Source organism: Arthrobacter sp. H20 (genome assembly GCF_000520515.1).
Classification (GTDB): domain Bacteria; phylum Actinomycetota; class Actinomycetes; order Actinomycetales; family Micrococcaceae; genus Arthrobacter_D.
This window is the reverse complement of sequence record NZ_KI914755.1, coordinates 58,837-82,109: the sequence shown is the minus strand read 5'-3', so window position 1 is coordinate 82,109 and position 23,273 is coordinate 58,837. Positions and strand designations below refer to the sequence as shown.

At 63.2% G+C, this 23,273-nt stretch carries 21 protein-coding genes; 9 read left to right on the top strand and 12 right to left on the bottom strand.

The annotated features are described in order from the left end of the window. Positions 1–5: 5 nt before the first annotated feature. Positions 6–476, top strand: a complete 471-nt coding sequence (locus tag Y703_RS23230; protein ID WP_253908080.1) for an Rv3235 family protein — start codon at positions 6–8, stop codon at positions 474–476. 3 nt (positions 477–479) lie between these two features. On the opposite strand, the gene secA is transcribed toward Y703_RS23230, so the two are convergent. The 7 genes from secA to mtrA form a co-directional block, all read right to left on the bottom strand. Continuing rightward, entirely contained in the window at positions 480–3,221 is a 2,742-nt protein-coding gene (gene secA / locus Y703_RS0115465) for a preprotein translocase subunit SecA (RefSeq protein ID WP_026553434.1), read from the bottom strand. Positions 3,222–3,316: 95 nt separating this feature from the next. After that, the gene (locus tag Y703_RS0115460; protein ID WP_026553433.1) at positions 3,317–4,528 is read right to left on the bottom strand and encodes a winged helix-turn-helix domain-containing protein; all 1,212 of its coding nucleotides are present in this window, start codon (positions 4,526–4,528) and stop codon (positions 3,317–3,319) included. Between the two features lie 34 nt (positions 4,529–4,562). Continuing rightward, positions 4,563–5,291, bottom strand: coding sequence for a ribosome hibernation-promoting factor, HPF/YfiA family (gene raiA / locus Y703_RS0115455; protein WP_026553432.1), 729 nt, complete (start codon positions 5,289–5,291; stop codon positions 4,563–4,565). A 158-nt stretch (positions 5,292–5,449) separates the two neighbouring features. Then, positions 5,450–6,328: a ComF family protein gene (locus Y703_RS20320; RefSeq protein ID WP_051427656.1), complete on the bottom strand. Its 879-nt coding sequence runs from the start codon at positions 6,326–6,328 to the stop codon at positions 5,450–5,452. Between the two features lie 91 nt (positions 6,329–6,419). Continuing rightward, positions 6,420–8,147: an LpqB family beta-propeller domain-containing protein gene (locus Y703_RS0115445; RefSeq protein ID WP_035765503.1), complete on the bottom strand. Its 1,728-nt coding sequence runs from the start codon at positions 8,145–8,147 to the stop codon at positions 6,420–6,422. After that, positions 8,137–9,774, bottom strand: coding sequence for an MtrAB system histidine kinase MtrB (mtrB, locus tag Y703_RS0115440; RefSeq protein WP_155849561.1), 1,638 nt, complete (start codon positions 9,772–9,774; stop codon positions 8,137–8,139). Before mtrB ends, Y703_RS0115445 begins: the two co-directional genes overlap by 11 nt. Positions 9,775–9,850: 76 nt before the next feature. Next, complete coding sequence (gene mtrA, locus Y703_RS0115435; RefSeq protein WP_026553429.1) at positions 9,851–10,528, bottom strand: MtrAB system response regulator MtrA; 678 nt, start codon at positions 10,526–10,528, stop codon at positions 9,851–9,853. Between the two features lie 151 nt (positions 10,529–10,679). Between mtrA and Y703_RS22450 the strand changes: the two genes are divergently transcribed. From Y703_RS22450 to Y703_RS0115400, 7 genes are read left to right on the top strand one after another with little or no spacing between them, the layout of a single operon-like run. Further along, entirely contained in the window at positions 10,680–11,987 is a 1,308-nt protein-coding gene (locus Y703_RS22450; RefSeq protein WP_162148903.1) for a DUF7847 domain-containing protein, read from the top strand. A 19-nt stretch (positions 11,988–12,006) separates the two neighbouring features. Further along, positions 12,007–12,693 carry a DUF4129 domain-containing protein gene (locus Y703_RS0115425; protein WP_035765500.1) on the top strand — a complete coding sequence of 229 codons (687 nt, stop codon included), beginning with the start codon at positions 12,007–12,009 and terminating at the stop codon, positions 12,691–12,693. Further along, positions 12,693–13,895, top strand: a complete 1,203-nt coding sequence (locus Y703_RS20310; RefSeq protein ID WP_051427654.1) for a DUF4350 domain-containing protein — start codon at positions 12,693–12,695, stop codon at positions 13,893–13,895. Before Y703_RS0115425 ends, Y703_RS20310 begins: the two co-directional genes overlap by 1 nt. Then, complete coding sequence (locus tag Y703_RS0115415; RefSeq protein WP_026553427.1) at positions 13,892–14,893, top strand: AAA family ATPase; 1,002 nt, start codon at positions 13,892–13,894, stop codon at positions 14,891–14,893. Before Y703_RS20310 ends, Y703_RS0115415 begins: the two co-directional genes overlap by 4 nt. A 13-nt stretch (positions 14,894–14,906) precedes the next feature. Continuing rightward, entirely contained in the window at positions 14,907–16,199 is a 1,293-nt protein-coding gene (locus Y703_RS0115410; RefSeq protein ID WP_026553426.1) for a DUF58 domain-containing protein, read from the top strand. Continuing rightward, positions 16,199–17,212: an aminoglycoside phosphotransferase family protein gene (locus Y703_RS21075; protein WP_051427653.1), complete on the top strand. Its 1,014-nt coding sequence runs from the start codon at positions 16,199–16,201 to the stop codon at positions 17,210–17,212. Before Y703_RS0115410 ends, Y703_RS21075 begins: the two co-directional genes overlap by 1 nt. Before the next feature lies 1 nt (position 17,213). Beyond that, positions 17,214–17,885: a DUF4166 domain-containing protein gene (locus Y703_RS0115400; protein WP_026553425.1), complete on the top strand. Its 672-nt coding sequence runs from the start codon at positions 17,214–17,216 to the stop codon at positions 17,883–17,885. On the opposite strand, the gene Y703_RS0115395 is transcribed toward Y703_RS0115400, so the two are convergent. From Y703_RS0115395 to Y703_RS0115375, 5 genes are all read right to left on the bottom strand, one after another. Next, on the bottom strand, positions 17,882–18,907 hold the full coding sequence (locus Y703_RS0115395) for a uroporphyrinogen decarboxylase/cobalamine-independent methonine synthase family protein (RefSeq protein WP_026553424.1): 1,026 nt from the start codon (positions 18,905–18,907) through the stop codon (positions 17,882–17,884). The genes Y703_RS0115400 and Y703_RS0115395 overlap by 4 nt on opposite strands. Further along, positions 18,897–19,271: a chorismate mutase gene (locus tag Y703_RS0115390; protein ID WP_026553423.1), complete on the bottom strand. Its 375-nt coding sequence runs from the start codon at positions 19,269–19,271 to the stop codon at positions 18,897–18,899. Before Y703_RS0115390 ends, Y703_RS0115395 begins: the two co-directional genes overlap by 11 nt. A gap of 53 nt (positions 19,272–19,324) precedes the next feature. Then, positions 19,325–20,464, bottom strand: a complete 1,140-nt coding sequence (gene mnmA / locus Y703_RS0115385; RefSeq protein WP_026553422.1) for a tRNA 2-thiouridine(34) synthase MnmA — start codon at positions 20,462–20,464, stop codon at positions 19,325–19,327. Between the two features lie 10 nt (positions 20,465–20,474). Next, entirely contained in the window at positions 20,475–21,686 is a 1,212-nt protein-coding gene (locus Y703_RS0115380; RefSeq protein WP_026553421.1) for a cysteine desulfurase family protein, read from the bottom strand. A 62-nt stretch (positions 21,687–21,748) separates the two neighbouring features. Next, entirely contained in the window at positions 21,749–22,321 is a 573-nt protein-coding gene (locus Y703_RS0115375; protein ID WP_026553420.1) for a pentapeptide repeat-containing protein, read from the bottom strand. 186 nt (positions 22,322–22,507) lie between these two features. Between Y703_RS0115375 and Y703_RS20300 the strand changes: the two genes are divergently transcribed. After that, positions 22,508–23,273 (top strand): J domain-containing protein (locus Y703_RS20300; RefSeq protein ID WP_035765497.1); only part of this gene is annotated, 766 nt, incomplete at its 3' end.

Sequence of the window (23,273 nt, the reverse complement as noted above, 5' to 3'; positions counted from 1 at the left end):
ACATCATGACCATCCAGACACAGCTTCCCCGCCCCGCCACCGTCATCCCAACAATTAGTACGGCGCCACCCCTCGCCCACGACGGAGATGATCCTCACAACCCGCCGCCCGAGGACATCGCTGCAACCGCTCAGGTGCAGCGGATTGCACGCTCAGTGGCGCAGGCGTCACTGGAAGTGCTCGGAGGATCCCGACCGTTGCAGCAGCTGGCTGACTGGTTGGATCCAGCCAGCTACGAGAGACTTCAGCTCCGCGCCAACCTGGTCCGCAGTCTCAACCGCGGCCCGGCAGGCGTCCGCCCTGACCAGCTACTGCATCGGAATGTCTCAGTGCGCTCGGTCCGCACCTGTCGTGTTACGGCTCTGGTGTACGAGGCGTCAGCGGTCACCTGCGAGAACCACAGAGCCCGCGCCGTCGCCCTGAGGTTGGAGCGTCGGCGCGGGCACTGGAAGGTGACTGCACTGGAGATTGGCTAAGGATTACTTCTTTTTGCGCTTGGCTGCGGCACGGACTTCGGCCCGGGTGCCACCATTGGATTCAGCGGTCTTGGCTGAAGCTGCGCGCTTCTCCACGCGGGTTTCCACCTCGCCCTGATCGTTGGGTGCTGAGAAGCTAAGGGTCGCTGGCTTTTGAGGAGCGTCAAGGCCCGCAGCCCTGATTGTTGGACCCTGCACCAGCCCGCGGCCGTCCGCAACTCCTGGGAGCCCGGTTGGCGCCGGAGCAGATACCTCGACTTCGAGGTTGAACAGGAAACCCACGCTTTCTTCCCGGATCGCTTCCATCATCGCCTGGAACAGGATGAACCCTTCACGCTGGTACTCGACCAGGGGATCGCGCTGGGCCATGGCGCGCAACCCGATTCCTTCCTTGAGGTAGTCCATCTCGTACAGGTGTTCCTGCCATTTACGCCCAATGACGGAGAGGACCACTCGGCGTTCCAGCTCGCGCATGGTCTGCTCTCCCAGCGCCTGCTCACGGGTCTCATAGGCGAGCTTCGCGTCCGACAGAATCTCGGCGTGGAGGAAATCTCTGGTGACCTTTGACGGTCCACCTGCTTCATCAAGGACTTCGTCAATGGTGAGGCTGATCGGGTACAGCGTCCGCAGATTGGTCCACAGCTGCTCGTAGTCCCAGTCGTCGCCATGGCCTTGGGCGGTGGTTTCGTCAACCATCGCCGTCACGACGTCCTCGAGGAAGAAGCTGACCTTCTCATGCAGGTCGCCACCCTCGAGGATACGACGGCGATCCCCGTAGATCGCCTCGCGCTGGCGGTTCAGGACGTCGTCGTACTTGAGAACGTTCTTGCGCTGCTCGGCGTTACGACCCTCTACCTGGCCCTGGGCGCTTTCGATCGCTTTGGAGACCAACTTTGATTCCAGCGCGACGTCGTCGGGCATGGTCGAGCTGTTCATGATGCGTTCGGCTGCTCCTGAGTTGAACAGCCGCATCAGGTCATCAGTGAGCGACAGATAGAAGCGCGACCGGCCTGGATCGCCCTGGCGTCCGGAACGCCCGCGGAGCTGATTGTCGATTCGCCGCGACTCATGCCGTTCAGTGCCAAGCACATACAGCCCGCCGAGTTCCCGGACCTCGTTGTGCTCAGACTCCACCGAATCCCGCGCGGCAGTCAGAGCATCAGGCCACTGACTTTCGTACTCGTCGGGATTGTCAGCTGGACTCAGGCCCCGCTTTTCCAATTCGGCGATGGCGTTGAACTCGGCGTTGCCGCCGAGCATAATGTCGGTGCCGCGACCGGCCATGTTGGTAGCGACTGTGACGGCTCCCTTGCGCCCGGCCTGGGCCACGATGGCCGCCTCCCGCGAGTGGTTCTTGGCGTTCAGCACTTCGTGGCGAATACCAGCCTTGGCGAGCTGCTTCGACAGGTACTCACTCTTCTCGACGCTGGTGGTGCCGACCAGAACGGGTTGGCCAGTTTCATGGCGTTCCACGATGTCCTTGACAACCGCGTCGAACTTGGCGATCTCGTTTTTGTAGATCAAGTCAGACAGGTCTGCGCGCACCATGGCCCGGTTGGTGGGGATGGGCACCACGCCGAGCTTGTAGGTCGCCATGAACTCGGCGGCCTCGGTCTCGGCCGTACCGGTCATGCCTGAGAGTGTCTCGTAGAGCCGGAAGTAGTTCTGCAGGGTGACAGTGGCGAGGGTCTGGTTCTCAGCCTTGATGTCGACACCCTCTTTTGCCTCGATGGCCTGGTGCATGCCCTCGTTGTAACGTCGCCCGGCAAGGATACGGCCGGTGTGCTCATCGACGATCATGACCTCACCATTGAGGACTACGTAATCCTTGTCCTTCTTGAACAGCTCTTTGGCTTTAATGGCGTTGTTCAGAAACCCGATCAGCGGGGTGTTGGCTGATTCGTAGAGGTTCTGGATACCGAGATAGTCCTCGACCTTCTCTATCCCGTCCTCGAGCACCCCGACGGTGCGCTTCTTCTCGTCGACCTCGTAGTCAGTGTCAATCGCGAGTTTCTTCACCACCTTGGAAAATTCGGTGTACCACCGGTTGACGTCGCCGGAGGCTTGCCCCGAAATGATCAACGGTGTCCGCGCCTCATCAATCAGGATCGAGTCAACCTCATCGACGATGGCGAAGTTGTGGCCGCGCTGCACCAACTCGGTTGCACTCCAGGCCATGTTGTCGCGCAGGTAATCGAACCCAAACTCGTTGTTAGTCCCGTAGGTGACGTCAGCGTTGTACTGTTCGCGCCGGGTGGCTGGGTCCTGCTTGGACAGGATGCAGCCACAGGTCATCCCGAGGAAGCGGAAGACCCGGCCCATGAGCTCCGACTGGTACTCAGCGAGATAGTCGTTGGTGGTGACAATGTGGACGCCTTTTCCGGAAAGCGCGTTGAGGAAGGCTGGGGCTACCGCTACCAGCGTCTTGCCCTCTCCAGTCTTCATCTCGGCGATATTACCTAGGTGCAGGGCGGCGCCGCCCATCAACTGGACGTCGAACTGCCGTAGCTTCAGGGTCCGGCCTGAAGCCTCCCGCACCGCGGCGAATGCTTCCGGCAGCAGCGCCTCCAGGGTCTCGCCGTCGGCGAAGCGCTGCTTCAGCTTGTCGGCCTCACCTCTAAGATCCTCGTCGCTCATCTCGCGAAACTCGTCCTCAAGGACGTTGATGGCGTCAGCGTAGTTTCGGAGTTTCTTCAGTGTCTTCTTATCGCCGGTGCGGAGGACTCGTTCAAGAAGTGATGGCACTGGTATTTGCTCCCAATCTTAGGTGCGCCGAAATCTGGCCTGTTCAGTCTACGGGAGAGAGGACTTGTCCTGTCGAGCCGATGCCCTCCAGCCAGCTATTCGAGGGAAACTGCCAGCTTCAGCGCGGCCGCCAGATCGCCATTTTGCTCGACGACCACGTCGTCGAGCCCTAGCCAGGTGGCCATGAGCCGCAGCTCGGCCGCCAGCTCGGCCGCAGTATCAGCCGGTGCACCCGGCTCGCTGTGGCTACCGCGGACGAGAAGCTTGCTCGCAGCCCGGTCGGCTTTGAGGTCTACCCGCGCGGCCATCGTCTCCCGCAGGAGGAACGGCAACACGTAGTAGCCGTAGCGCCGGGCTGCGGCCGGAGTGTAGATTTCGATCCGGTAATCGAAGCCGAAGAGTGCTGAAAGTCTGCGACGTTCGAAAACCATCGAGTCGAACGGGCTCAGCAACGCCCTTCCCCTGGCTCGCCTCGGCAGTACCGATTCAACGTGGCGGAAAGCTGGTCTTTCCCACCCGTTGATGGTGACCCGCTCCAGGTGCCCCTGTGCGATCAGCCTGTCGACCGCCGTCGACGTCGGCTTCAACGGCAGGCGGAAATAGTCGGCAAAGCACTTGAGTGTTCCTATCCCTTGGGCACGGGCCGAGAGCTCAGTGAGAAACAGGTAGGCATCTGAGGGGTCTACCTGCGTGCCTGCGTACTCGGGGTCAGGCATCACGCGCTCAGTCAGCGCATACAGGCGTTCGAACGAAGCGGTTCGTCCGGCCGCCGAGACCTGTCCCCGCTCGAACATGTCCTCGAGGACCCGCTTCACTGAATTCCAGTTCCAGCCCCACTGGTCGGCCCTGCGGACTTCAGCATGTCCCAGCCGACGTTGCAGTTGCGAAGCGGTCAGGGGCAAGCTGGCGGCAAGCACCTCCCGGATACGGGAGCGCAGCGATTCCCTGAGCGCCCCCGGCACCGAACTGGCTCCTACCCACCGCCGCTCCTGCAGTGGGCGCAGATAGGGGAAAAGGTCAGGGCGGATGAAGCTTGCTTCGTGGGCCCAATACTCGACCATCTTCCTCGGGTGTTTGCTGGCCAGCCGATCGAGGTGTGCCCGATCGTACTGTCCCAGCCTCGCAAACAGGGGAAGGTAGTGGCTGCGCGCGAGCACATTCACCGAGTCGATCTGTAGCAGGTACAGGCGGTTAAAGGTAAGGCCCACCTGCCTCGCCGAAGCGAGGCCGGTGGGCCTTACCTTTGCCAATCCCTGTGCTCCAAGTGCAATACGCCGAGCCTGGGACAGGGAGAGGACTGTTGTCATTCTTTGACCCTACGTGAGTGACTCCCGCAGCAGGTTAGGCCGAGGCCGCGGCCTCCCGGGCCCGGTAAGCCAGCAGCTCCTCATGCGGATCCTCGGTTCCCTCAGCGCATCGGGCATCCAGGGTGATCACACCGTAGGTCCAGCCTTGCCGGCGGTAGGCAACCGATGGTGCTCCAGTGGCTGAATCAACAAAGAGGTAGAAATCGTGTCCCACCAGCTCCATATTGTCCACAGCGTCCTCGAGAGCCATCGGGGTGCCCGAAAAGACCTTACGACGAATCAGCACCGGCGAGTCGCCCGCCGGGATGTCGTTCTCAATCTCATAGGCGTCAGGGACGCTGTCGCCAGCCGTGGGTGGAACCTCGGTGGACTGTACCGCCAGATAGAGCGGGGCGGTGGTACTTGCGGGTTCAAGACCAGCTGTTGCTTCACGGACGGCCGTTGGCGTATGGCGCCCATGGTGCACCTTCCGCCGGTCTCGGGCACGTCGGAGTCTTTCCAGCAGTTTGCTGTAGGCGAGGTCGAATGCTGCAAACTTGTCAGCTGCTGATGCCTCAGCCCGGATCACGGCTCCCTTACCCAGGACGGTGAGTTCAACGGTGAGTGAGCTGTCAGCGTTGCGCGCATTGGGCTCCTTGGTGACTTTCGCCTCCAGCCGCTGTACCTTATCGCCAAGCTGCTCGATCTTGTCGATCTTCTCCTCAGCGTACTCACGAAAACGGTCCGAAACTGACAGATTTCGACCACTGATCAAAAACTCCATGGTGCCCTCCAAAATCGCTTAGGTGACACAACAGCGGCCGGGGTGTAGTGCTTCCAGCCGCTGTCGACGGATACCTGTTCGTGTCGGGATATCCATACTTCACGTTAGTTCACACACCTCCAATATTCATCCTTCACGGGTAGTTTTTTCGAAAAAGTTCACTCGGCACCCGATGGCGGGGCTGTGGCGGCGACAACTACGCCTCCGACGACGCGGGCTCCGCCGAGCCGGAGTACCCGGGTTACCTCGGCGATGGTTGCACCGGTGGTCAGCACATCGTCAACCACGAGGCACACGGCCGACTGCACGCTGTCCCTCGTCCTTCGCTCAGTCATGGTGAAGCGGACGTTGGCGCGTCGTTGAGAGCGGCCGAGTCCCTTTTGATGCTGTGGACGATTGCGCCCCTCAAGGAGCGGCCCAATCTGACCGACGGCGCCCGGGTACCTCACCAACCGGGCTTGCTGGCAGCCGGCTGGCAGCTCACCCCTTCTCTCCAATCCGTTGAGGAGCACCGCTACCGGATCATAGCCCCGCCGTCGCATCGACCTGCCTTTCGGCGGCGCCGGCACCAAGAGAATCTGGGCTGGTTCACCGCCACGTCGCAGCTCATTCACCGCGGCGTGCAATGCGGAAGCGAGCGCTGCCTGCAGTGGTCTGACGATATCTGTTCGGTGATGAGACTTATAGGCCAGGATCAGCCGAGCCAGAGTTGCCCGGTAGTGCCCGGCAGCTGTGACAGGCAGCGATTCCAGGCAGTTCGAGTCGGCGGTGGACAAAGCCGGCCTGTCAGCCTGCGGTAGCGCAGGCGCCGCTCCGTCAGCCCTGAACGGGTGCACCGTGGCTTCCCGGATCTTCGCCTGGCACTCCAGGCAGAGCGAGACGGAGGCGCGCCCGCACACGGCACACTCAGTCGGAAAGATCAGGGACCAAAAATCAGCTATCGCAGCAGCCACCAGCACGATACCCGGACGCAACCGAACACTATCGAGGTAGCTCAGGCAGCCGGCCCACAACGAGTCCATCCGGGGAAAGATCATTGTCTGACTCTGCCGCCATCACTGTGGAACCAGGGTCAGCGCGCTGTCCATGTGCGCACAATCAGCAACCGGCTAATGCTGTGGAGGAGCCCTAACCGGGAAACGCTGGGTCCTGGACGCCTTCTACAGGTTCGTCAGACCAGGTGTCACCCACCCGATTCCTGACCCCTTCGGGTGTCGCGGCGAACACTGCTGTCGGCCCGGTGCCCGCACTGATGTGGGTGATTCCCTCCAGTGGTGCCAGCGTCTGCGCACTCCCATCAAGGCTCAGGAACTCAGGGGTGACCTCGGCGTCGGCTGAGGTCTGGGCGACGATCACCGTATCCTCATTCACCCACTTTGCAGTATTGACCGGACCGCGCGCAAAAAGCTCACGGGGAGCACTGAGACTCTGCGGGGTGCGGTCCCTGTTCCGGATGATTCCCGCCAACAGGACCCGACTGACTCCGTCCTGCTCGGTCACCACCAGCGCCCGGGACCCGTCCCTCGAGACCCGAAGTTCGAGCACCCGGCCGTCAGCGAGCCACGGCACTGTCACCGACACTGAACTGTCCTGGGTGCCGCCCGGAGGAATCGCGGTGACTGTTGAACCCTGCCCCTGCGAATCGGTTCCAGCCGTCCAGACCCAGTTGTTCGGATCGAAACTGGGAGCGGTCAGGTTCCTTCCCGTCGCCGCGATCAGAATCTCCTCGTCCGGCCCGGTGGTGTAAAGCCGGGTGCGGTTCCCGTTCAAGAAGGCAAAGTCCGAGCCAGTCAATGCCATTGCAGGATCCTGGGGATCCAACGCGGCCACCGACGGAACAGCACCGATCGGGACTGTCTGATCTGTCTGATAGAGGAACAGTTCGTTACCGGAAACCACTATCTGTTCATTGCCCACTGGCGGGTCCGCCACCGGAACGATGAGGTTCGGGTGGGGAATATCATCCCCGAGGAATACCGGCTGCCCGACAGTCATCTGTACCGAGTTCACCGTGTTCAGTCCGGCCAGGTTGACCCGCAGCTGTTGTTGCATCTGTTGGCGGATCAGGTCGCTGGTGTCCTGCAGGACGTCGGCCGAGAGGTCGACAGTTGCTGTGCCCGAGACGATCGGTACAGACTCCACGCCAAGCGTGGTGCCCTCCGGGAACGCGCTGGTCACCGAACCCTGCAGATAGGGTGCGGGGCCTTCAAGCATCGCTTCAACGATATTGGCCGCGATGGCTGCGCGGTTGACGAACCATCTGACATCTGGCACCCAGTGCTCAAAGGAACTGCTGTAGAAATACAGGCTGTAGGTTTCCAGCAACAGATCTGCCTCGTTGGAGGAGATCATGATGCCGTCGGGGATCGAAGTGATCCGCCACTGCCCGTCAGCGTCCTGCGCCAGCTCCGCGGTGAGGCTTTCGGTAGTGGTGGCTACCGCCCCTGTCCGGATCCCTTCGGCGTTGATTGTGCCCTCAACTTCAAGCTGGACCTGAAACACGCCCTCGGTTGGCGTTGCCGAGACCTGTGGGGCGGAACTGTAGATAATGATGCGCTCCTCGGGCTGCCACTGCATGGCAAACTCATCGGTGAGGTAGTCCCGGGCGATTTCGTAGTCCCCTGCTGCTCCGGTCCCCGCTCTAATAAAGGTTCTCAGGAGCGATTCCGGATCCGCATCCTGGCGGGGGCCAGACGGATTGAAGATCAGCGGATCGGTAGGGCCAGCTTCGGAGTCTGCGGTGATCACCCCGACTGGGCCGGAGGTGGGGATCGACGAGCATCCGCTGATCACCAGCAGGACCGGCAGAACGAGTAGCACCAAAGACTGGCTGAGGGATCGTCTTTCAGCGGGCATCGTGGGACTCCTTCAGCAGAGTGGTCAGCTGCGGGAGCGGTTCCGGTGCAGTCCCTACTGACGGCCGGACAGGCAGCCCACCCTTGCGTGGCGGGAGCGGCAATGGTGAGACTTTGAGCACCGAATCCCGGAGCTTCGGGAGGGTCAGGCGGAAGCATGCGCCTTTACCCGGAGAGCCCCAAGCCTGCAGCCAGGCTCCGTGCAGGTTAGCGTCCTCGGTGGCAATTGACAGACCCAGTCCGCTACCACCGGTGGTGCGCGCCCGGGCTGGATCTGCACGCCAGAACCGGTCGAAGACCCGTGAGGCCTCCAGCGGCGCCATCCCGATGCCATAGTCGCGGACAGCTACGGCGACGGCGTCGGGGTTGGAAGCGACGTAGATGGAGACCGGCTTCCCATCGCCGTGCTCCAGTGCGTTCACCACCAGGTTCCGCAGAATCCTGTCGATCCGGCGCGGGTCCACCTCAACAACGCACTCGGTTTCTCGGGAAATAACTGTGAGCTCCGAACCGCAGGCGTCCGCGAGCGGTTGGGCGCCGTCAAGGACGTGTCTGACCACCTGGAAAATGTCTACCGATTCGGAATCGAGCACCGCCGCACCAGCGTCGAAGCGCGAAATCTCCAAGAGATCGGCGAGGAGTGCCTGGAAGCGTTCCACCTGGTTATAGAGAATCTCTGCTGATCGACGGTTTACCGGGTCGAAGTTGGCCCGGGCATCGTGCAGGACTTCGGCAGCCATCCGCACCGTGGTCAGCGGCGTGCGGAGCTCGTGTGAGACATCCGAGACAAAGCGCTGCTGCATCTGCGACAGGTGCGCCAGTTGCGTGATCTGGTCCTGCAGACTCTCCGCCATGTGGTTAAAGGAGGCTCCCAGCCGGGCCACCTCATCCTCGCCCTTGACATCCATCCGCTCCTGCAGCTCACCGGCGGCAAGCTTTTCGGACACCACTGCGGCGTGGCTCACTGGACCCACAACGCTACGGGTCACAAACCAGGCGATGGCCCCGATGATCACCAGCAGGAGTGTCCCGGCAATCCAGATCACCCCGTGAATGTAGTCAAGGGTTGCCTGCATGGAGGACAGGTCATAGATCAGGTACAGGGCATACTCGGTCTGAGCTGGCGGCAGCGCGACCTTGGTGCCGAAAGCCACGCCGGGCACCCGCTCACCGGAATCGATGAACGAGGTGGCTGACCAATACTGGTCATCGCCGGATCGCACGGCATCGACCATAGCCGGAGGGATCGCGCTGGACTCGGTCAGATTGTCACTGGCGAATGGCGGAACGTAGATTTCGGTGGTCTGATCGGGCACGATCGCGAGGATGAAGCGGCGCGGGGCATCAGCCCCACCGCCCTCGAGGCTTGGCAGGGTATCACCCACCAACTGCACTGTTGAGTCCGCATCGGTAGTCGAGGCACTACTGAAGATCGCTCCCACCTCGGTGAGCCCGTTGCTGGATTCGGCTCTGAATTGCTCAAACCGTTCCTCATACAGTCCGGAGGCGATCTGATTGGAGAGAAACGCGCCCACGGCAGCGAAAGCGAGGGCGGTGAGCAGCAGGGTGGAGACGACAGTGCGAAACTGCAGTGACCGGCGCCATTGCCGGGCTATCAGCGACGGCATTATTCGAAGCCGGGTCCAGGTCTGGGATGTCAGTTCACCCAATCTGCCCCGAGCGGTTGCCGCCGCGCGCTCCAAGTTATCCCTGCCCTGCCTTATAGCCCACGCCACGGACCGTCAGCACAATCTCGGGTGCCTCAGGATCGCGCTCAATCTTTGACCTCAACCGCTGTACATGAACGTTAACGAGCCGGGTGTCTGCCGCGTGCCGGTAACCCCACACCTGTTCCAGCAACAACTCGCGGGTGAAAACCTGCCAGGGCTTGCGCGCTAGCGCCACGAGTAAATCGAACTCCAGCGGGGTCAGGGAGATCCGGTCACCAGCCCGGATCACAGAGTGCCCTGCGACATCAATGGTGACTTCGCCTATCCGCAGTGTCTCCGGAGCTTTCTGGTCACCTGGGCGGAGCCGGGCTCGCACCCGTGCCACCAGTTCGGCGGGCTTGAACGGCTTTGGCACATAGTCGTCGGCACCAGATTCCAGCCCCCGCACAATATCGGAGGTGTCCGACTTAGCGGTCAGCATGACGATGGGGAGGTCCGATTCACTGCGGATCTGCCGGCAGACTTCAATCCCATCGATTCCAGGCAGCATCAGGTCGAGCAACACCAGATCAGGTTTGGAGCTCCTAAAGATCTCTAGTGCCTGGGAGCCGTCTGCGCAGAACACGGGATCGAATCCGTCGTTGCGTAGTACGATGCCGATCATCTCGGCCAGTGCTTCGTCGTCGTCTACGACCAGAATGCGTGCCTTCATATCTCCATAGTCTCCCATTGCCACTGCAATGTCTTACCGGTGCTGATGCTCCGCGCGCCCCGCAGGGGGATGAGTTCCCCGAAAACCTTCCCGGTAACTATAGTTCTAGGAGACGAGTTCACAAGTGGAACAAGGGTCCCGGGGGGACAGCATGAGCAATAATCCGCACGACGGCGGACCAGCCGACCAGTCGCGAGACGATGCGTCAGGCTCTCAAATGCCGCCTCATAATCCTCCACCTCAGTGGAGTCAGCCACCTCAACCGGGTCAGAACGCACAATGGGGTCAACCGGCACAGGGTGGACAGCAGCCACAATGGGGGCAGAACCCCGAACCTGCGGCGCCGCCGGCGTGGGGTGCGCAGCCGGGCTGGCAGGGCGTTCCACCAGGCCAGTTCCACGGCTACCAGGCTCCGCCGAAGCCAGGCATCATCCCGCTAAGGCCCCTCGGGTTAGGGGAGATTCTCGATGGAGCGTTTCAGGCGTGCCGCAAGAACCCGCTGGCAACCTTCGGCACCGCCATCCTGTTCCAGGTAGTGATCTCGGTTCTGACGTTGCTGCTGACCGTTGGCTTGTTTGGCTCGATCGCTCAGTTGGATCCCATCAACCCCTCGATAGATGAGGTCACAGGGCTGGCAGCGTCAGCTATTTCTCTGGGGACAGCCATTGTTCTGCTGAGCAGCGTCGGAGTCCTCATCCTGCAAGGCGTGTTGGTGATACCGATCGCCCGCGCAGTGCTGAACGAGCGCACAAGCTTCGTGCAGTTGTGGAAGCTCGCTATCCGACGAATCCTGCCCCTCGTGGGACTGGGCATTCTTCTTCTCCTGATGATTGTCGCCGGGCTGGCGGTCTTGCTGCTGATCGCCGGACTACTGGCCGCGGTGCTTGGCCAGGACTCGATCTGGCTCATCGTGCTGGGGTTCCTCGCCTCGCTTGCGTTGATCATCTGGCTAAGCATCAAGTTCGTACTGGCTCCTGCTGTCCTCATGCTCGAGGGCGCCGGGCCGTTGACCTCCCTGCGCAGGTCGTGGACCCTGACCACCCGCAACTGGTGGCGGACCTTTGGGATCCTTATCCTGACAAGCATCATCGTCTCAATCATCACCTCGGTGATATCCACCCCCCTGAGCCTGCTCGCCACCCAGTTCGTGTCCTTCAGCGACTCCCCCGCAGAGCTCGGCGAGGACCTGATGAACTCCCTTCCCATCCTGCTGGTGGCCCAGCTGATCACAGCTGTGTTTGGGGCCATCGGCTACGCCTTCCAGGCTGGTGTGACAGCCCTGCTGTACGTGGACCTGCGCATCCGGCGCGAGGGATTTGATGTGGTCCTGTTGCGCGAACATGAAGAAGCGGGTGCCGGGCGTTTCACTCCCATTCCCGGCCAGTCAGCGAACCGCGGCGGGCAGCAGTTCGGCCACCAACCCGGCGGCCCACCCGGCCCGCCGGCCAGCGGAACCTAAGTCGGGTGCAACACCGAGCATGCTGAACCCATCAACGATTGGCACTGCGCCCTTGGCGAGCAACAGTCCGGTGGTTCCCGATGCCGACGAGGCACGCGGTTGGCTCGTCGACGAACTGGCACAGGGCCCCTATCAGGAGGCCGAACCGAATTTTATTGAACGGATCGCGGCAGCGATCCTCGAATGGCTGGGATCCCTTTTCGCTGGTCTGCGGCCTCTTGACGCCGGACCCGGCACCCTCCTCCTCGCCCTCGGCGCTGTGGCGGTGATTGCCCTAGCGGTGTGGCTCGTCAAACCCCGCCTCAACGCCCGGCGGGCCGTCCCCGGGGCAGGTGTCTTCTCCGGTGACGCGGTGAGGACTGCACGGGAACACCGGCAACTCGCCACGGCCGCCGCAGGCTCACAGGAATGGGATGTGGCCCTCACCGAGCGGCTGCGGGCGGTCATCCGGTCCGCAGAGGAACGGGGCATCATTGATCGCGAGCCCGGCCGCACAGCAGGCGAGACCGGAGTGCACCTCAGGGCGGCGTTCGGTGCGGAGGGAGACGGCACCCTGTGGCTGGCCAACCGGTTCAACGAGGTGCACTACGGCAACCAACCCGCTGATGACTCCGACTACCAGCGGGCTACAACCATCGATGACCTCCTCACGAGAGCCCGACCCACCCACCAGCCAGCAAGAGCTGAACTGGCGGCACCGGGCTGATGGCTGCGCAGAGCGATCAGAATCCGGCGACCGAGGTAGTCGGCGACGGTGGCAGTGTTGGCCGGACCGCTGCCGCGCGTCTTCGCCGGGTCGCGCCCTGGCTGGTTCTTGGTTTCCTTCTCGTTGGCGTAGTGGTGGTGGGGTTCTTCGGGCGGTCGGGGCAGGACGGCGTTGCCCTATCACCGGTCAACCCGGCACCGGCGGGAGCAATGGCCCTCGCCGAGGTCCTCGAGAATCGTGGAGTTGAAGTGATCCAGGCAGAGTCGCTCGAAGCCGCTGCCGAGTCAGCCGCGTTGGGAAGCTCCACCCTGCTCATCCATGACCCCGATGCGTGGCTTAGCGCTGACCAGCTCGGTACCCTTGCCGGGATCGCCGACCGCCTGGTTCTGATTGAACCGAACCAATTGATGTTGGGTGAACTAGCCCCCGGCATCCGTCAGGCCGGGTTGATCCCCGACTCGGAGGAGGACCCGCTTGTGGCCGCCTGCCAGGTTGAGGACGCCATCGCTGCCGGGAGTATCTCAGCGGGGGGCTTCGCCTACCGGGCCGATCTGATCTGTTTTCCTCCGGCCACGGCCCAGGGCGGTCCGCCGTCGGGGTCCTATGCCGCAACGGCCAACCAGGAAGTGGTGGCGCTCGGCAATGGGAGCATCATCAGTAACGAGACCATCGATCTGGAGGGCAACGCCGCCCTGGCCCTCCGCACCCTGGGCAGCACCCCCGTGGTGGTCTGGTATCAGCCCACCGCTGCCGATCTTGCAGTCGGTGATGCCCCAGTCGACCCCCTCAATCTGCTACCCGACTGGGTGAACCCGGTCATGCTCTGGCTCCTGGGCTCAGCACTCCTGGCAGTGCTGTGGCGTGGGCGCCGGCTGGGTCCCCTCGTCCAGGAGCCCCTGCCCGTCGTCGTACGCGCCGCAGAAACAGCCGAAGGGCGGGCGCGGCTCTACCAGGATTCGGCATCGATTGATCGCGCCGCCTCCAACCTTCGTGCCGCAACGCTCATCCGGCTTGCCACACGGCTCCGGCTGCCGGCCACTGGTTCGGTGACCGAGGTAGTCCATGCCGCCGCACGGCACACCAATCGGTCGGTAGCTGCCCTCGACGCGCTCCTACGCACCACAAAACCAACCTCCGATGCCCAGCTGGTGCGATGGAGTCAAGACCTTGACGCCCTAGAGAAAGAGATCGACACGCGATGAGCCAACAGTTCCCGACCCATCAGGACTCTCCCCCATCAGCCGACGGCCCCGGCCCAGAACGCGAGGCCCTGCTGGCCGTGCGTTCTGAGGTGGCGAAGGTGATAGTGGGACAGGAAGCTGCGGTGACCGGGATGCTAGTTGCCTTGCTCGCGAATGGGCATGTGCTGTTGGAGGGTGTCCCGGGCGTGGCGAAAACCCTGCTGGTCCGGACCCTGTCTGAGGCCCTCAACCTCGACACCAAACGGGTCCAGTTCACCCCCGATCTCATGCCTGGCGACATTACCGGGTCCCTCATCTATGAGGCGCAGAATTCGAAGTTCACGTTCCGGGAAGGCCCGGTGTTCACCAATATTCTGCTGGCCGACGAAATAAACCGGACACCGCCCAAGACCCAGGCGTCCCTGTTGGAGGCGATGGAAGAACGTCAGGTGTCGGTCGACGGCGTGTCGCGGGCCCTTCCCGACCCTTTCATTGTTGCGGCTACCCAGAACCCGGTCGAATATGAGGGAACCTACCCTCTGCCTGAGGCCCAACTCGACCGCTTCCTTTTGAAGCTCACCCTGACGGTGCCGGAACGTGACGACGAAATCGAGGTGATCCGACGTCACAGTCTGGGATTCGACCCACGGGATCTCGGTGCCGCTGGGGTCCGCCCGGTCGCTTCGGGACAGGACCTGGCCCATGCCCGCCGATCAGTGGCAACAGTCGCGATTGCCCCCGAGGTGATCGCCTACATCGTGGACGTGGTGCGCGCCACCCGCTCCGCCCCGTCCTTCCAGCTGGGTGTTTCGCCGCGCGGCGCCACGGCGCTCCTCACCACCTCCCGTGCGTGGGCATGGCTTTCAGGACGCACCTTCGTGACACCCGACGACGTCAAGGCCTTGACTCTTCCGGCGCTGCGTCATCGGGTGACAATGCGACCAGAAGCCCAGATGGATGGCATTGACGTGGACGACGTCCTGCTGGGCATCCTCGCTACCGTCCCCGTTCCCCGCTAAGGCTCAGTGCTGTATGACAATTACCGGTCGATTCGTCCTCGTGGCGTTTCTCGGAACGCTCCCGGTTGCGCTCTACCCCGGCGCGGTCTCCATCCTCATCTGGTCCGGCGCACTAGTGGCAGCCGCAGGGCTGGACCTCGCTCTGGCGGCCTCCCCCCGGAAAACGGGCCTGAGCCGGGAGCTGCCCGATAGCGTGCGGCTCACCGAGGCCTGCACCAGTGCGCTGAGGGTCCGCAACTACTCCCGACGCCGGCTGCGGGCGGACGTCCGTGAGGCGTGGCAGCCGTCGGCTGGAGCAGTCGATCCGGTACACCACGTTTCGGTTCCGACAGGAGAAGCCCGCCAGATCCTGGTCAAGTTGTTCCCTGAGCGACGCGGGCACCTCCGCGTGGAGCACGTAACGATTCGCAGCTTCGGCCCATTGGGGCTTGCGGCCCGACAGGTGAGCGTCCCCGCGCCCGGCCTCCTCCGGGTGCTGCCACCGTTTCATTCCAAACGTCACCTTCCGTCCAAGCTGCGCAGGCTGCGGGAGCTCGATGGGCGTGCAGCAGTCCAGATCCGCGGCGCGGGAACCGAGTTCGACTCCTTGCGGGACTACGTCAGGGGCGACGATGTGCGCTCCATCGACTGGCGGGCAACTGCCCGCCGCCGCGACACGGTAGTGCGCACCTGGCGTCCGGAACGGGACCGGCGCGTGGTCATCGTCCTGGACACGTCGCGAACCTCGGCTGCCCGGATCAATGATGAACCGCGGCTGGACACCAGTATGGAGGCTGCTCTGCTGCTGGCCGTCCTGGCCCAGCGCGGTGGTGACCGAGTGGACTTCCTCGCCTTCGACCGGCGACCCCGTGCGAGGGTTGACTCGGCGGCGAAGGGAAACCTTCTGAATTCACTCGTGAAGGCGATGGCACCGCTGGAAGCAGAGTTGATTGAGGCTGACTGGTCAAGGGTACCCGCCCAGATTCGCTCGATCTCCTCCCACCGGTCCCTGGTGGTCCTGCTTACGTCACTTGATTCTGGCGCAGTGGAGGAGGGGCTCCTCCCGGTGCTTGCCGGCCTCACCTCCCAGCATGTGGTCGTGGTGGCCTCCGTGAGCGATCCGCGCCTTGACGAAATGCGGGGGGAACGGCAATCGGCGGCCGACGTGTACCGGGCGGCCGCGGCGGAGCGTGCTCTTCTGGACCGCGCAGCTGTGACCGCTCAGTTCCGCCAGCTTGGCGCCGAGGTCGTCGATGCTGCCCCTCAGGAACTGCCACCGCAGCTGGCCGACATGTATATTCGCCTCAAAGCGGCAGGACGGCTCTGATGATGCAACTGGTCAACGGGTCAATGGTGGATTACTCCCGGACAGCACGCCGCCCTCCCTGGTCTTCGCTTCCCGCCGTGGTCCAACACCGGCTGGCCACCGAGCTTGGCGCGCCAGTGGAGTCGATGACCCTAGCCGGCGGCGGATTCACCAACGGTTTCGCGGCTCTTCTCGCCGGCGGCGACCGCCGCCTTTTCGCCAAGGCAGCACCCTCCACCGATAGCATGATCTTCGATGCCTACGTCCGCGAGGCAGAAGTACTCGCAGCACTACCTCAAGGCCTTCCTATCCCACTGCTGCGGTCAAGCGATCTGCTTTCAGCCGGGGGCACCCAATGGCAGGTGCTCTGTTTCGAGGCAGTGGACGGCAGCATGCCGGGGCGACCATGGACCTCCGGGGACCTCGGTGCTATCCACGAGTCTTTGCTGGGCGTGCAATCAGGTCTGCAGCGCCTATCCCCTGGCTTGAGTGGACCATCAATGGTCGATGAGTTCTTCGGCGATGGGGCGCGCACCGATGTCTTTGCCCGGTTGGCCCGGAACGGCGCCGCTCCAGCCTATCTTCCAACCCTATCGGTGCGTCGGATGTTGGACCTCCAGGCCCTGGCTGAACTCGGCGCGGACGCCCTGATCGGTGACTCGGTCCTTCACAATGACCTCCGAGCCGACAACATCATCATCAGCCGCGGCGGAGCCCAGACAGAGCCGCCACGGGCGGTGTTCTGCGACTGGAATTTCCTATCCACCGGACCGCCCTGGGCTGATTGGGTGGCTCTCCTGGTCTATCCACGCTCTGCCGGAATCGACGTCGACCATCTCCTGGCGGAGTCACCACTGAGCGCCGGGGCCGAACCCGATCACGTTGATGCCTGGCTCGCAGTGCTTGCTTCCTACATGATCACCAGCGGAGCTCAACCGGAGCTGTCCAGCAGCCCCCAGCTGCGGCCCCACCAGAGGTTCACCGCTCGGATCCTGATCGACTGGCTCAATAAACGACGAAAGTGGGAAAGCTAGAATGCAATCCATCTACCAGCGCGCCCTCGGCGCCGACTTTGACCGGCTTCAGCCGGAACTGCAGGCCTATTTCAGCCTTCACGCTGGCGCGGGGAAGGCCGGGGTGGGCACGGGCACCTTCGATGTGGCAGGCTGCCCCGCCTGGTTTATCCGTCAGCTGTTTCGGCTGGCAACTTCCGAAAACTCTTTCTTCCCCGAGTACGGAACTGATGTCCGCTTCCAGATCGTCAATTACCCGCACGCCGATCCCTTCGGGCGCGCATCGCTGACCGCCCGCCGGGTGCTGCACTTTCCTGGGGTTGACCGTGTTTTCGAGGACACCACCTCAGAGGAGAACGGACAGCTCCTGGACTACGTGGGGGCTCACCGGCTGACCCTTACCGATCTCACTTGTTCGGTCACGCCTACCGGGCGGATGCGGATGGTATCGAACCGGACCCGCGTGTTCGCCGGTCCGGTTCGGCTGCCGGTGCCCGACGTTGTTGGCGCCCAGGCCTATATGGAGCAGTGGTGGGATGAGCAGGCCGGCCAGTTTCGGATCCAGACCAAGGTGATTCACCGGCAGCTGGGAACCCTGCTGGTCTATGCTGGCTCCTTCGATTACTGGCTTGTCGACTTCGACGGCGTCCTGCCAGTTTCAGCAGAACCCCGCCGCTGGGAAAAGCGAAGCTAGTTGCCAACCATCTCCTGGTTCAGGGAGTCAGCTGTCTGGGTCAGCCGTCGCAACACACTCGCCGCGGCGGAGGGTGAAACATCCGCCAGACCGGTGTCAGGGGTCACCCGCAGCTGCGCCAGCCTGGTCAGCTGCAGGCCGAGCATCCGCCACGGGGCCAGGACGACGCCGGCAAGTGCCGCTACCGGGGGCACTGAGCCTGCATTGCGGAGGATACCCGCCCAGAGCTCACCACCTGCCTCAAGATGAACTGCAAGCTGCTCCCACTGAACCATGGTCAGCCCAGTAAGGGGCAGCGCCGCAGCGGTGAGGGAACTGGTCGCCAGCACATGAAGCGGGGCCCGGTCAGCAGGGAAGGAAACCGCAACGCATCCTGCACCAACGCCACGGACCGCGTGGGCTACAGCGTCCCACGCGTCAGCCGCTTCCTGATCAGGCACCGCTCGAAGGGTTCGGTAGCCGCTTGCAGTCGGCACACCCCCTGCCAGAATGTCAGCGATCTCGGGCTCATCCAGCTGCACATGAACCAGCGCACCCGGAGCCGATGAAGCGATCCTGCCGACAAGTTCAGCTGCCCCCGCGGCCAGGGAATCCCGTATTTCACGCCGAGCTCCCACATCGAGCAGCGCACGTTCCCCGCCGTGCAGGTACAGGTTGGCGGCCATGGAAAGCGGACCACGGAGATGGATCTTCAGCTCAGGGTTCGGAGCGGATTCGGCGCCGATCACATCACCGAGGACGTTGAGGTCGGTCGTTAGAGCCGATACCGCTCGGTGGTGGTCCTTACCCGGACGGTCCACCAGCCGCCAGCCGTGCGGCTGCACGTCGACCGGCAACTCCACGAGGATGGCAGCGGTCCGCCCGACTGCATCGCTGCCTACCCCCCGGTGCGGCAACGACACCAGGTGAGGCAGATGCGGTGAGCCGAGTTCGCCGCGTACCACCCGGGCTGACTCCACCGGATCGGTACCCGGCCAATCGCCCAGTGCCGTTGCTGTGACCTGCGCAGAACTAGGCTTCACTGGTTCCCTCCGTGGGGCGGCGGTTCTCGGACAGCGCCTGATGGTGGCGGATCACCTCGGAGATGATGAAGTTCAGGAATTTCTCGGCGAACGCCGGGTCAAGGTTGGCTTCCTCGGCCAGCGCGCGGAGCCGGGTGATCTGGGCGGCTTCACGGTCCGGGTCCCCGGCCGGCAGTTGGTGTTCGGCCTTAAGAACTCCTACCCGCTGAGTGGCCTTGAAGCGCTCAGCCAGGAGATAGACAAGCGTCGCGTCGATATTGTCGATACTGCTCCGCACTGATAGCAGTTCTTCCATCACCTCGGGCCGTACCTGCCCGGACAGCGAGCTTGCCGCCGGGTTGTAGCCGCTGCTCGATTCAGTCATGTACCAAGTCAAACACCAGTTGCAGACCGCCGACTAATCCGGCGTCGACACATTCAGTGAGTCGGCTGGAGCTCAGGGCGTTCCATCGAGCGCGCCGAATCGAGCGTCGCCTGGCCCAATACCCTGGTCCCCTGATACAGCACTACTGTTTGTCCGGGGGCAACCCCGCGCATCGGTTCGTTCAGCCGGACCACCAGCTCCGCCTGACCCTCGCCGCCGTCCTCCATCCAGGCCACCGCGTCCACTGGATCGCCGTGGGCACGCACCTGGGCCATGCACTCGAATTCACCGCCGTTGACTACCTGGTCGATCGGCAATCCAGCCCAGGACACTTTGATGCCCCGGAGCTGGTCCACGGCCAGCATCCGCTCAGGCCCCACCACCACCTTGTTCTCCTTCGGCCGGATCTCCAGCACAAAGCGTGGCTTGCCGTCGTCCGCAGGGGTACCCAGCTTCAATCCACGACGCTGTCCCACGGTGAAGGCATTGGCTCCCGGGTGGGTTCCAACCTGTTCGCCATCGGTATCGACAATCGCCCCCTCGGCCATGTCAATTCGCTCAGCCAGCCAGCCCCTGGTATCGCCGTCCGGAATGAAGCAAATGTCGTGGCTGTCGGGCTTGTTAGCCACTGACAGCCCACGGCGTTCGGCCTCGGCGCGGACCTCGGCCTTGGACGGAGTCTCTGCCAGTGGGAACATCGAGTGCTTCAGCTGCTCGTGAGTGAGAACGCCCAGCACATAGGACTGATCCTTGGCCCAGTCCGCGGCCCGATGCAGTTCACGGTTGCCCTCGCCATCCTCGATGACCTTCGCGTAGTGACCGGTGCAGACCGCGTCGAAACCCAGCGCCAGCGCCTTCTCAAGCAGAGCGGCGAACTTGATTCGTTCGTTACAGCGCATGCAGGGGTTGGGCGTGCGACCGGCGGCGTACTCAGCGATGAAGTCATCAACCACGTCCTCTTTGAACCGCTCAGAGAAGTCCCAGACATAGTAGGGGATGCCGAGAATGTCGCAGGCCCGCCAGGCATCTCGGGAATCCTCGATGGTGCAGCAACCCCTGCTGCCGGTGCGGAGGGTTCCTGGCATACGGGACAGGGCCAGGTGGACCCCGACGACGTCGTGTCCTGCCTCAACCGCGCGTGCCGCGGCTACGGCGGAGTCCACTCCACCGCTCATTGCTGCGAGTACCTTCATTATTTGTCCTTCATGATCGAAAACCTGTTCCAGCTGTCTGAATAGTAGAGGCATGGTTAGCCATGCCAGCCTGCCGCGCCCGTCTATAGGCTTCGGGCAGAGCCGCCCCAAGAGCCTCAACGTCCTGAGCGCATGAGGTATGCCCGAGCGAAAACCGTTGGGCACCCCTCGCCTCTGCTTCAGTGAGGCCCATCGCCAGCAGGACGTGCGAAGGCCGCGGCACACCGGCGGTGCAGGCCGACCCGGTGGAGCACTCGACCCCCACCAGGTCAAGCAGAAACAGGAGGGAGTCCCCCTCGCAGCCGGGAAAAGTGAAGTGGGCGTTCCCTGGAAGCCTGAGCGTGTGGTGCCCCCGCAGGACTGCCTCGGGTACCGACGCTTCAACCATGTTGATCAGCTGATCCCGCAGTTCAGCGATGCGCATCGATTCCTCGGCAAGGCCACCGGTGACATGAGCCGCGGCGGCGGCGAAGGCAGCGATTCCTGCCGTGTCAAGAGTCCCCGATCGGATATCACGCTCCTGTCCCCCACCGTGCTGTACCGGGGTGAGCTTCACCGCCCGCCCGACGAAGAGGGCGCCGACGCCTACCGGACCGCCGATCTTATGCCCGCTGACCGCCATGGTCGCGAGCCCCGATGCGGTGAAGGAAACCGGGAGGGAACCGAATGCCTGCACCGCGTCAGAGTGGACCGGGATGCCGTAGCGGGCTCCCGCTGCGCTGATCATCTCGATGGGCTGGATGGTTCCGACCTCGTTGTTGGCCCACATCACTGTAATCAGCGCGATGCTACCCGGATCGTCGTCGAGCTCGGACTGCAGCGCGTCGAGTGAGAGCGTCCCATCCGTGTCGACGGGTAGCCAGGTGATCTGAGCATCCTCATGCTTGGCGAGCCACTCGACGGTGTCCTGGACGGCCGGATGTTCGATGGCCGAGCACAGAATTCTCCGGCGGCGCGGGTCTTCGGCTCGACGGGCCCAGTACAACCCCTTGACTGCAAGGTTGTCAGCCTCAGTGCCACCTGAGGTAAAAATGACCTCAGACGGGTGGGCTCCGGCCGCGACGGCGAGGGTCTCCCGCGAGTCTTCGACCACCATACGGGCGCGACGGCCCGAGCCGTGCAGCGACGATGGATTGCCGCTGCGGCTGAGTTCGGTGGTGAGTGCAGCGAGCGCGGGCGCCGAGAGAGGCGTGGTCGCCGCGTGGTCCAGATACACGGGCATCGATCAATTCTAGCGGCTTCGGCCTGACACTTCACTTTTCGCCGGGCGTGCGCCCGGTTTCCTCACTTGATCACCGTGCCCAGCGCCTCAGCGATGGTCATGGCCTGCGCAACGTCGATCACAGCGCCCCGCAGCTGCACGTTCTCCAGAGACAGCTCGCCCAACTCGCTGCCGCGCAGATCGGCATCGAGCAACCGCGCACCCGCCCACTCGACGTTTGATAACCGGCAGTTACGCAGCGACGCTTTCGTGAGGTTGGCTCCGGTGAAGTCAGCTTCGGTCAGCGTGACATCCGAGAAGTCGGCTGAGGCAAGGTCTGCGCGCACCAGCGAAACGTAGGACCAGTTGCCTCCCGCGACTTTCATGGGCACCAGGGTGGAGTTGGAAAAGCTGCTGCCAGTCACTCGGCATCCGACAAACGTGGAATCGAAGAAGCTGCAGGACTCGAATCGACAACCGTCGAACGCGCTGTCCGTGTGGGTAGAGACGTTGAACTTGACGTTGCGGAAGACGCAATTGCTGAAGGTGGATCCGTTGGTCTGCATCTCGGTGAAGTCGCAGTCGACGAAATGGGAGCCCGCGTAGTCTTCCCGGTCGAGTACTTTGCCGTACCAATCCTCGCCGCTGATCATCATTGTCCGATGCTACCGAACGGATCGACCCCCTCCACCGTTGAAGGTAGAGCAAGCATTTGGTCGGTAGCCTCAACAGCGTCTACAGTCTTGCCCTGATGCGCCACTGTGTGCTGGCCGCACCAGTGCCCGGCACCCCGGTCTCACCCGCTTCATCCCGCAGCCCGTCCATCCCGATGAAAGGCCCCTATGGCGACCCCGTCCGACCGGACCTACTATGCCGTCCTGGGAGTATCGCGGGACGCGACTGCCAAGCAGGTCAAGGATGCCTACCGCCGGGCCGCCCGCTCAACCCACCCGGACGCGGGAGGCAGCGCCGAGAAGTTTCACGATGTGGCTGTCGCCTATGAGACCCTGGCCGACCCCGAACGTCGCCGCCGCTACGACCACGGGCTCGGGGGAAACGCCGGAAACGCTGAACCAGCTGGCGCCCGCACGCCGCCCCGGTCGACGGCGCCGACTCCCGACCGTGCAACTGACGACGAGGCCTTTCAACGGCCAGCCGTCTACGAGCCACCGTTCTCCCCCCGGAACCCGCCAGTTGTCCCACTGACCCTCGCTGGCAGTCAGATCCATGGCACCGCCCGGCAACCTGGCTTCTTCGCGCGGCTTGGATCCAGCAGTGGATCCCGATACGACGGCGAGCGCCGCACCGCGGCGCTGCTGGAACACCGCTTTCTCGCTGGTTTCCCTGCGGCACGGATGGTCAACGGTCTGCGATTCGGCGACGACGCCGGCACCGAAGCGGGCCATGCGGTACTGGCTGGATACCGGTTGGCAATCATTGATTCCCTGCAGGCTCCGCCCGGCAATTACCGGTGGGACGGCAAAGCTTTGCGCCACAACGGCAGGATCGCCGGGGACGTGCGAATCATCGATTCAGTCCGGCGGGTTCAGGACCTCTTCCCCGAGTGCAACGTCCAGGCGTGGCTGGTGCTTCACGGCGGCGAGGGCA

Excerpts from the sequence above, each read along its gene's own strand:
- Y703_RS22450 (WP_162148903.1), top strand. The coding sequence starts at position 10,680 with ATGAGCAATAATCCGCACGACGGCGGACCAGCCGACCAGTCGCGAGAC.
- Y703_RS0115460 (WP_026553433.1), bottom strand. The coding sequence starts at position 4,528 with ATGACAACAGTCCTCTCCCTGTCCCAGGCTCGGCGTATTGCACTTGGA.
- Y703_RS0115375 (WP_026553420.1), bottom strand. The coding sequence starts at position 22,321 with ATGATGATCAGCGGCGAGGATTGGTACGGCAAAGTACTCGACCGGGAA.
- Y703_RS21075 (WP_051427653.1), top strand. The coding sequence starts at position 16,199 with ATGATGCAACTGGTCAACGGGTCAATGGTGGATTACTCCCGGACAGCA.
- Y703_RS20320 (WP_051427656.1), bottom strand. The coding sequence starts at position 6,328 with ATGATCTTTCCCCGGATGGACTCGTTGTGGGCCGGCTGCCTGAGCTAC.
- raiA (WP_026553432.1), bottom strand. The coding sequence starts at position 5,291 with ATGGAGTTTTTGATCAGTGGTCGAAATCTGTCAGTTTCGGACCGTTTT.
- mtrB (WP_155849561.1), bottom strand. The coding sequence starts at position 9,774 with ATGCCGTCGCTGATAGCCCGGCAATGGCGCCGGTCACTGCAGTTTCGC.
- Y703_RS0115390 (WP_026553423.1), bottom strand. The coding sequence starts at position 19,271 with ATGACTGAATCGAGCAGCGGCTACAACCCGGCGGCAAGCTCGCTGTCC.
- Y703_RS0115445 (WP_035765503.1), bottom strand. The coding sequence starts at position 8,147 with ATGCCCGCTGAAAGACGATCCCTCAGCCAGTCTTTGGTGCTACTCGTT.
- Y703_RS0115400 (WP_026553425.1), top strand. The coding sequence starts at position 17,214 with ATGCAATCCATCTACCAGCGCGCCCTCGGCGCCGACTTTGACCGGCTT.
- Y703_RS20310 (WP_051427654.1), top strand. The coding sequence starts at position 12,693 with ATGGCTGCGCAGAGCGATCAGAATCCGGCGACCGAGGTAGTCGGCGAC.
- Y703_RS0115425 (WP_035765500.1), top strand. The coding sequence starts at position 12,007 with ATGCTGAACCCATCAACGATTGGCACTGCGCCCTTGGCGAGCAACAGT.
- mtrA (WP_026553429.1), bottom strand. The coding sequence starts at position 10,528 with ATGAAGGCACGCATTCTGGTCGTAGACGACGACGAAGCACTGGCCGAG.
- mnmA (WP_026553422.1), bottom strand. The coding sequence starts at position 20,464 with ATGAAGGTACTCGCAGCAATGAGCGGTGGAGTGGACTCCGCCGTAGCC.
- Y703_RS23230 (WP_253908080.1), top strand. The coding sequence starts at position 6 with ATGACCATCCAGACACAGCTTCCCCGCCCCGCCACCGTCATCCCAACA.
- Y703_RS0115410 (WP_026553426.1), top strand. The coding sequence starts at position 14,907 with ATGACAATTACCGGTCGATTCGTCCTCGTGGCGTTTCTCGGAACGCTC.
- Y703_RS0115415 (WP_026553427.1), top strand. The coding sequence starts at position 13,892 with ATGAGCCAACAGTTCCCGACCCATCAGGACTCTCCCCCATCAGCCGAC.
- Y703_RS0115380 (WP_026553421.1), bottom strand. The coding sequence starts at position 21,686 with ATGCCCGTGTATCTGGACCACGCGGCGACCACGCCTCTCTCGGCGCCC.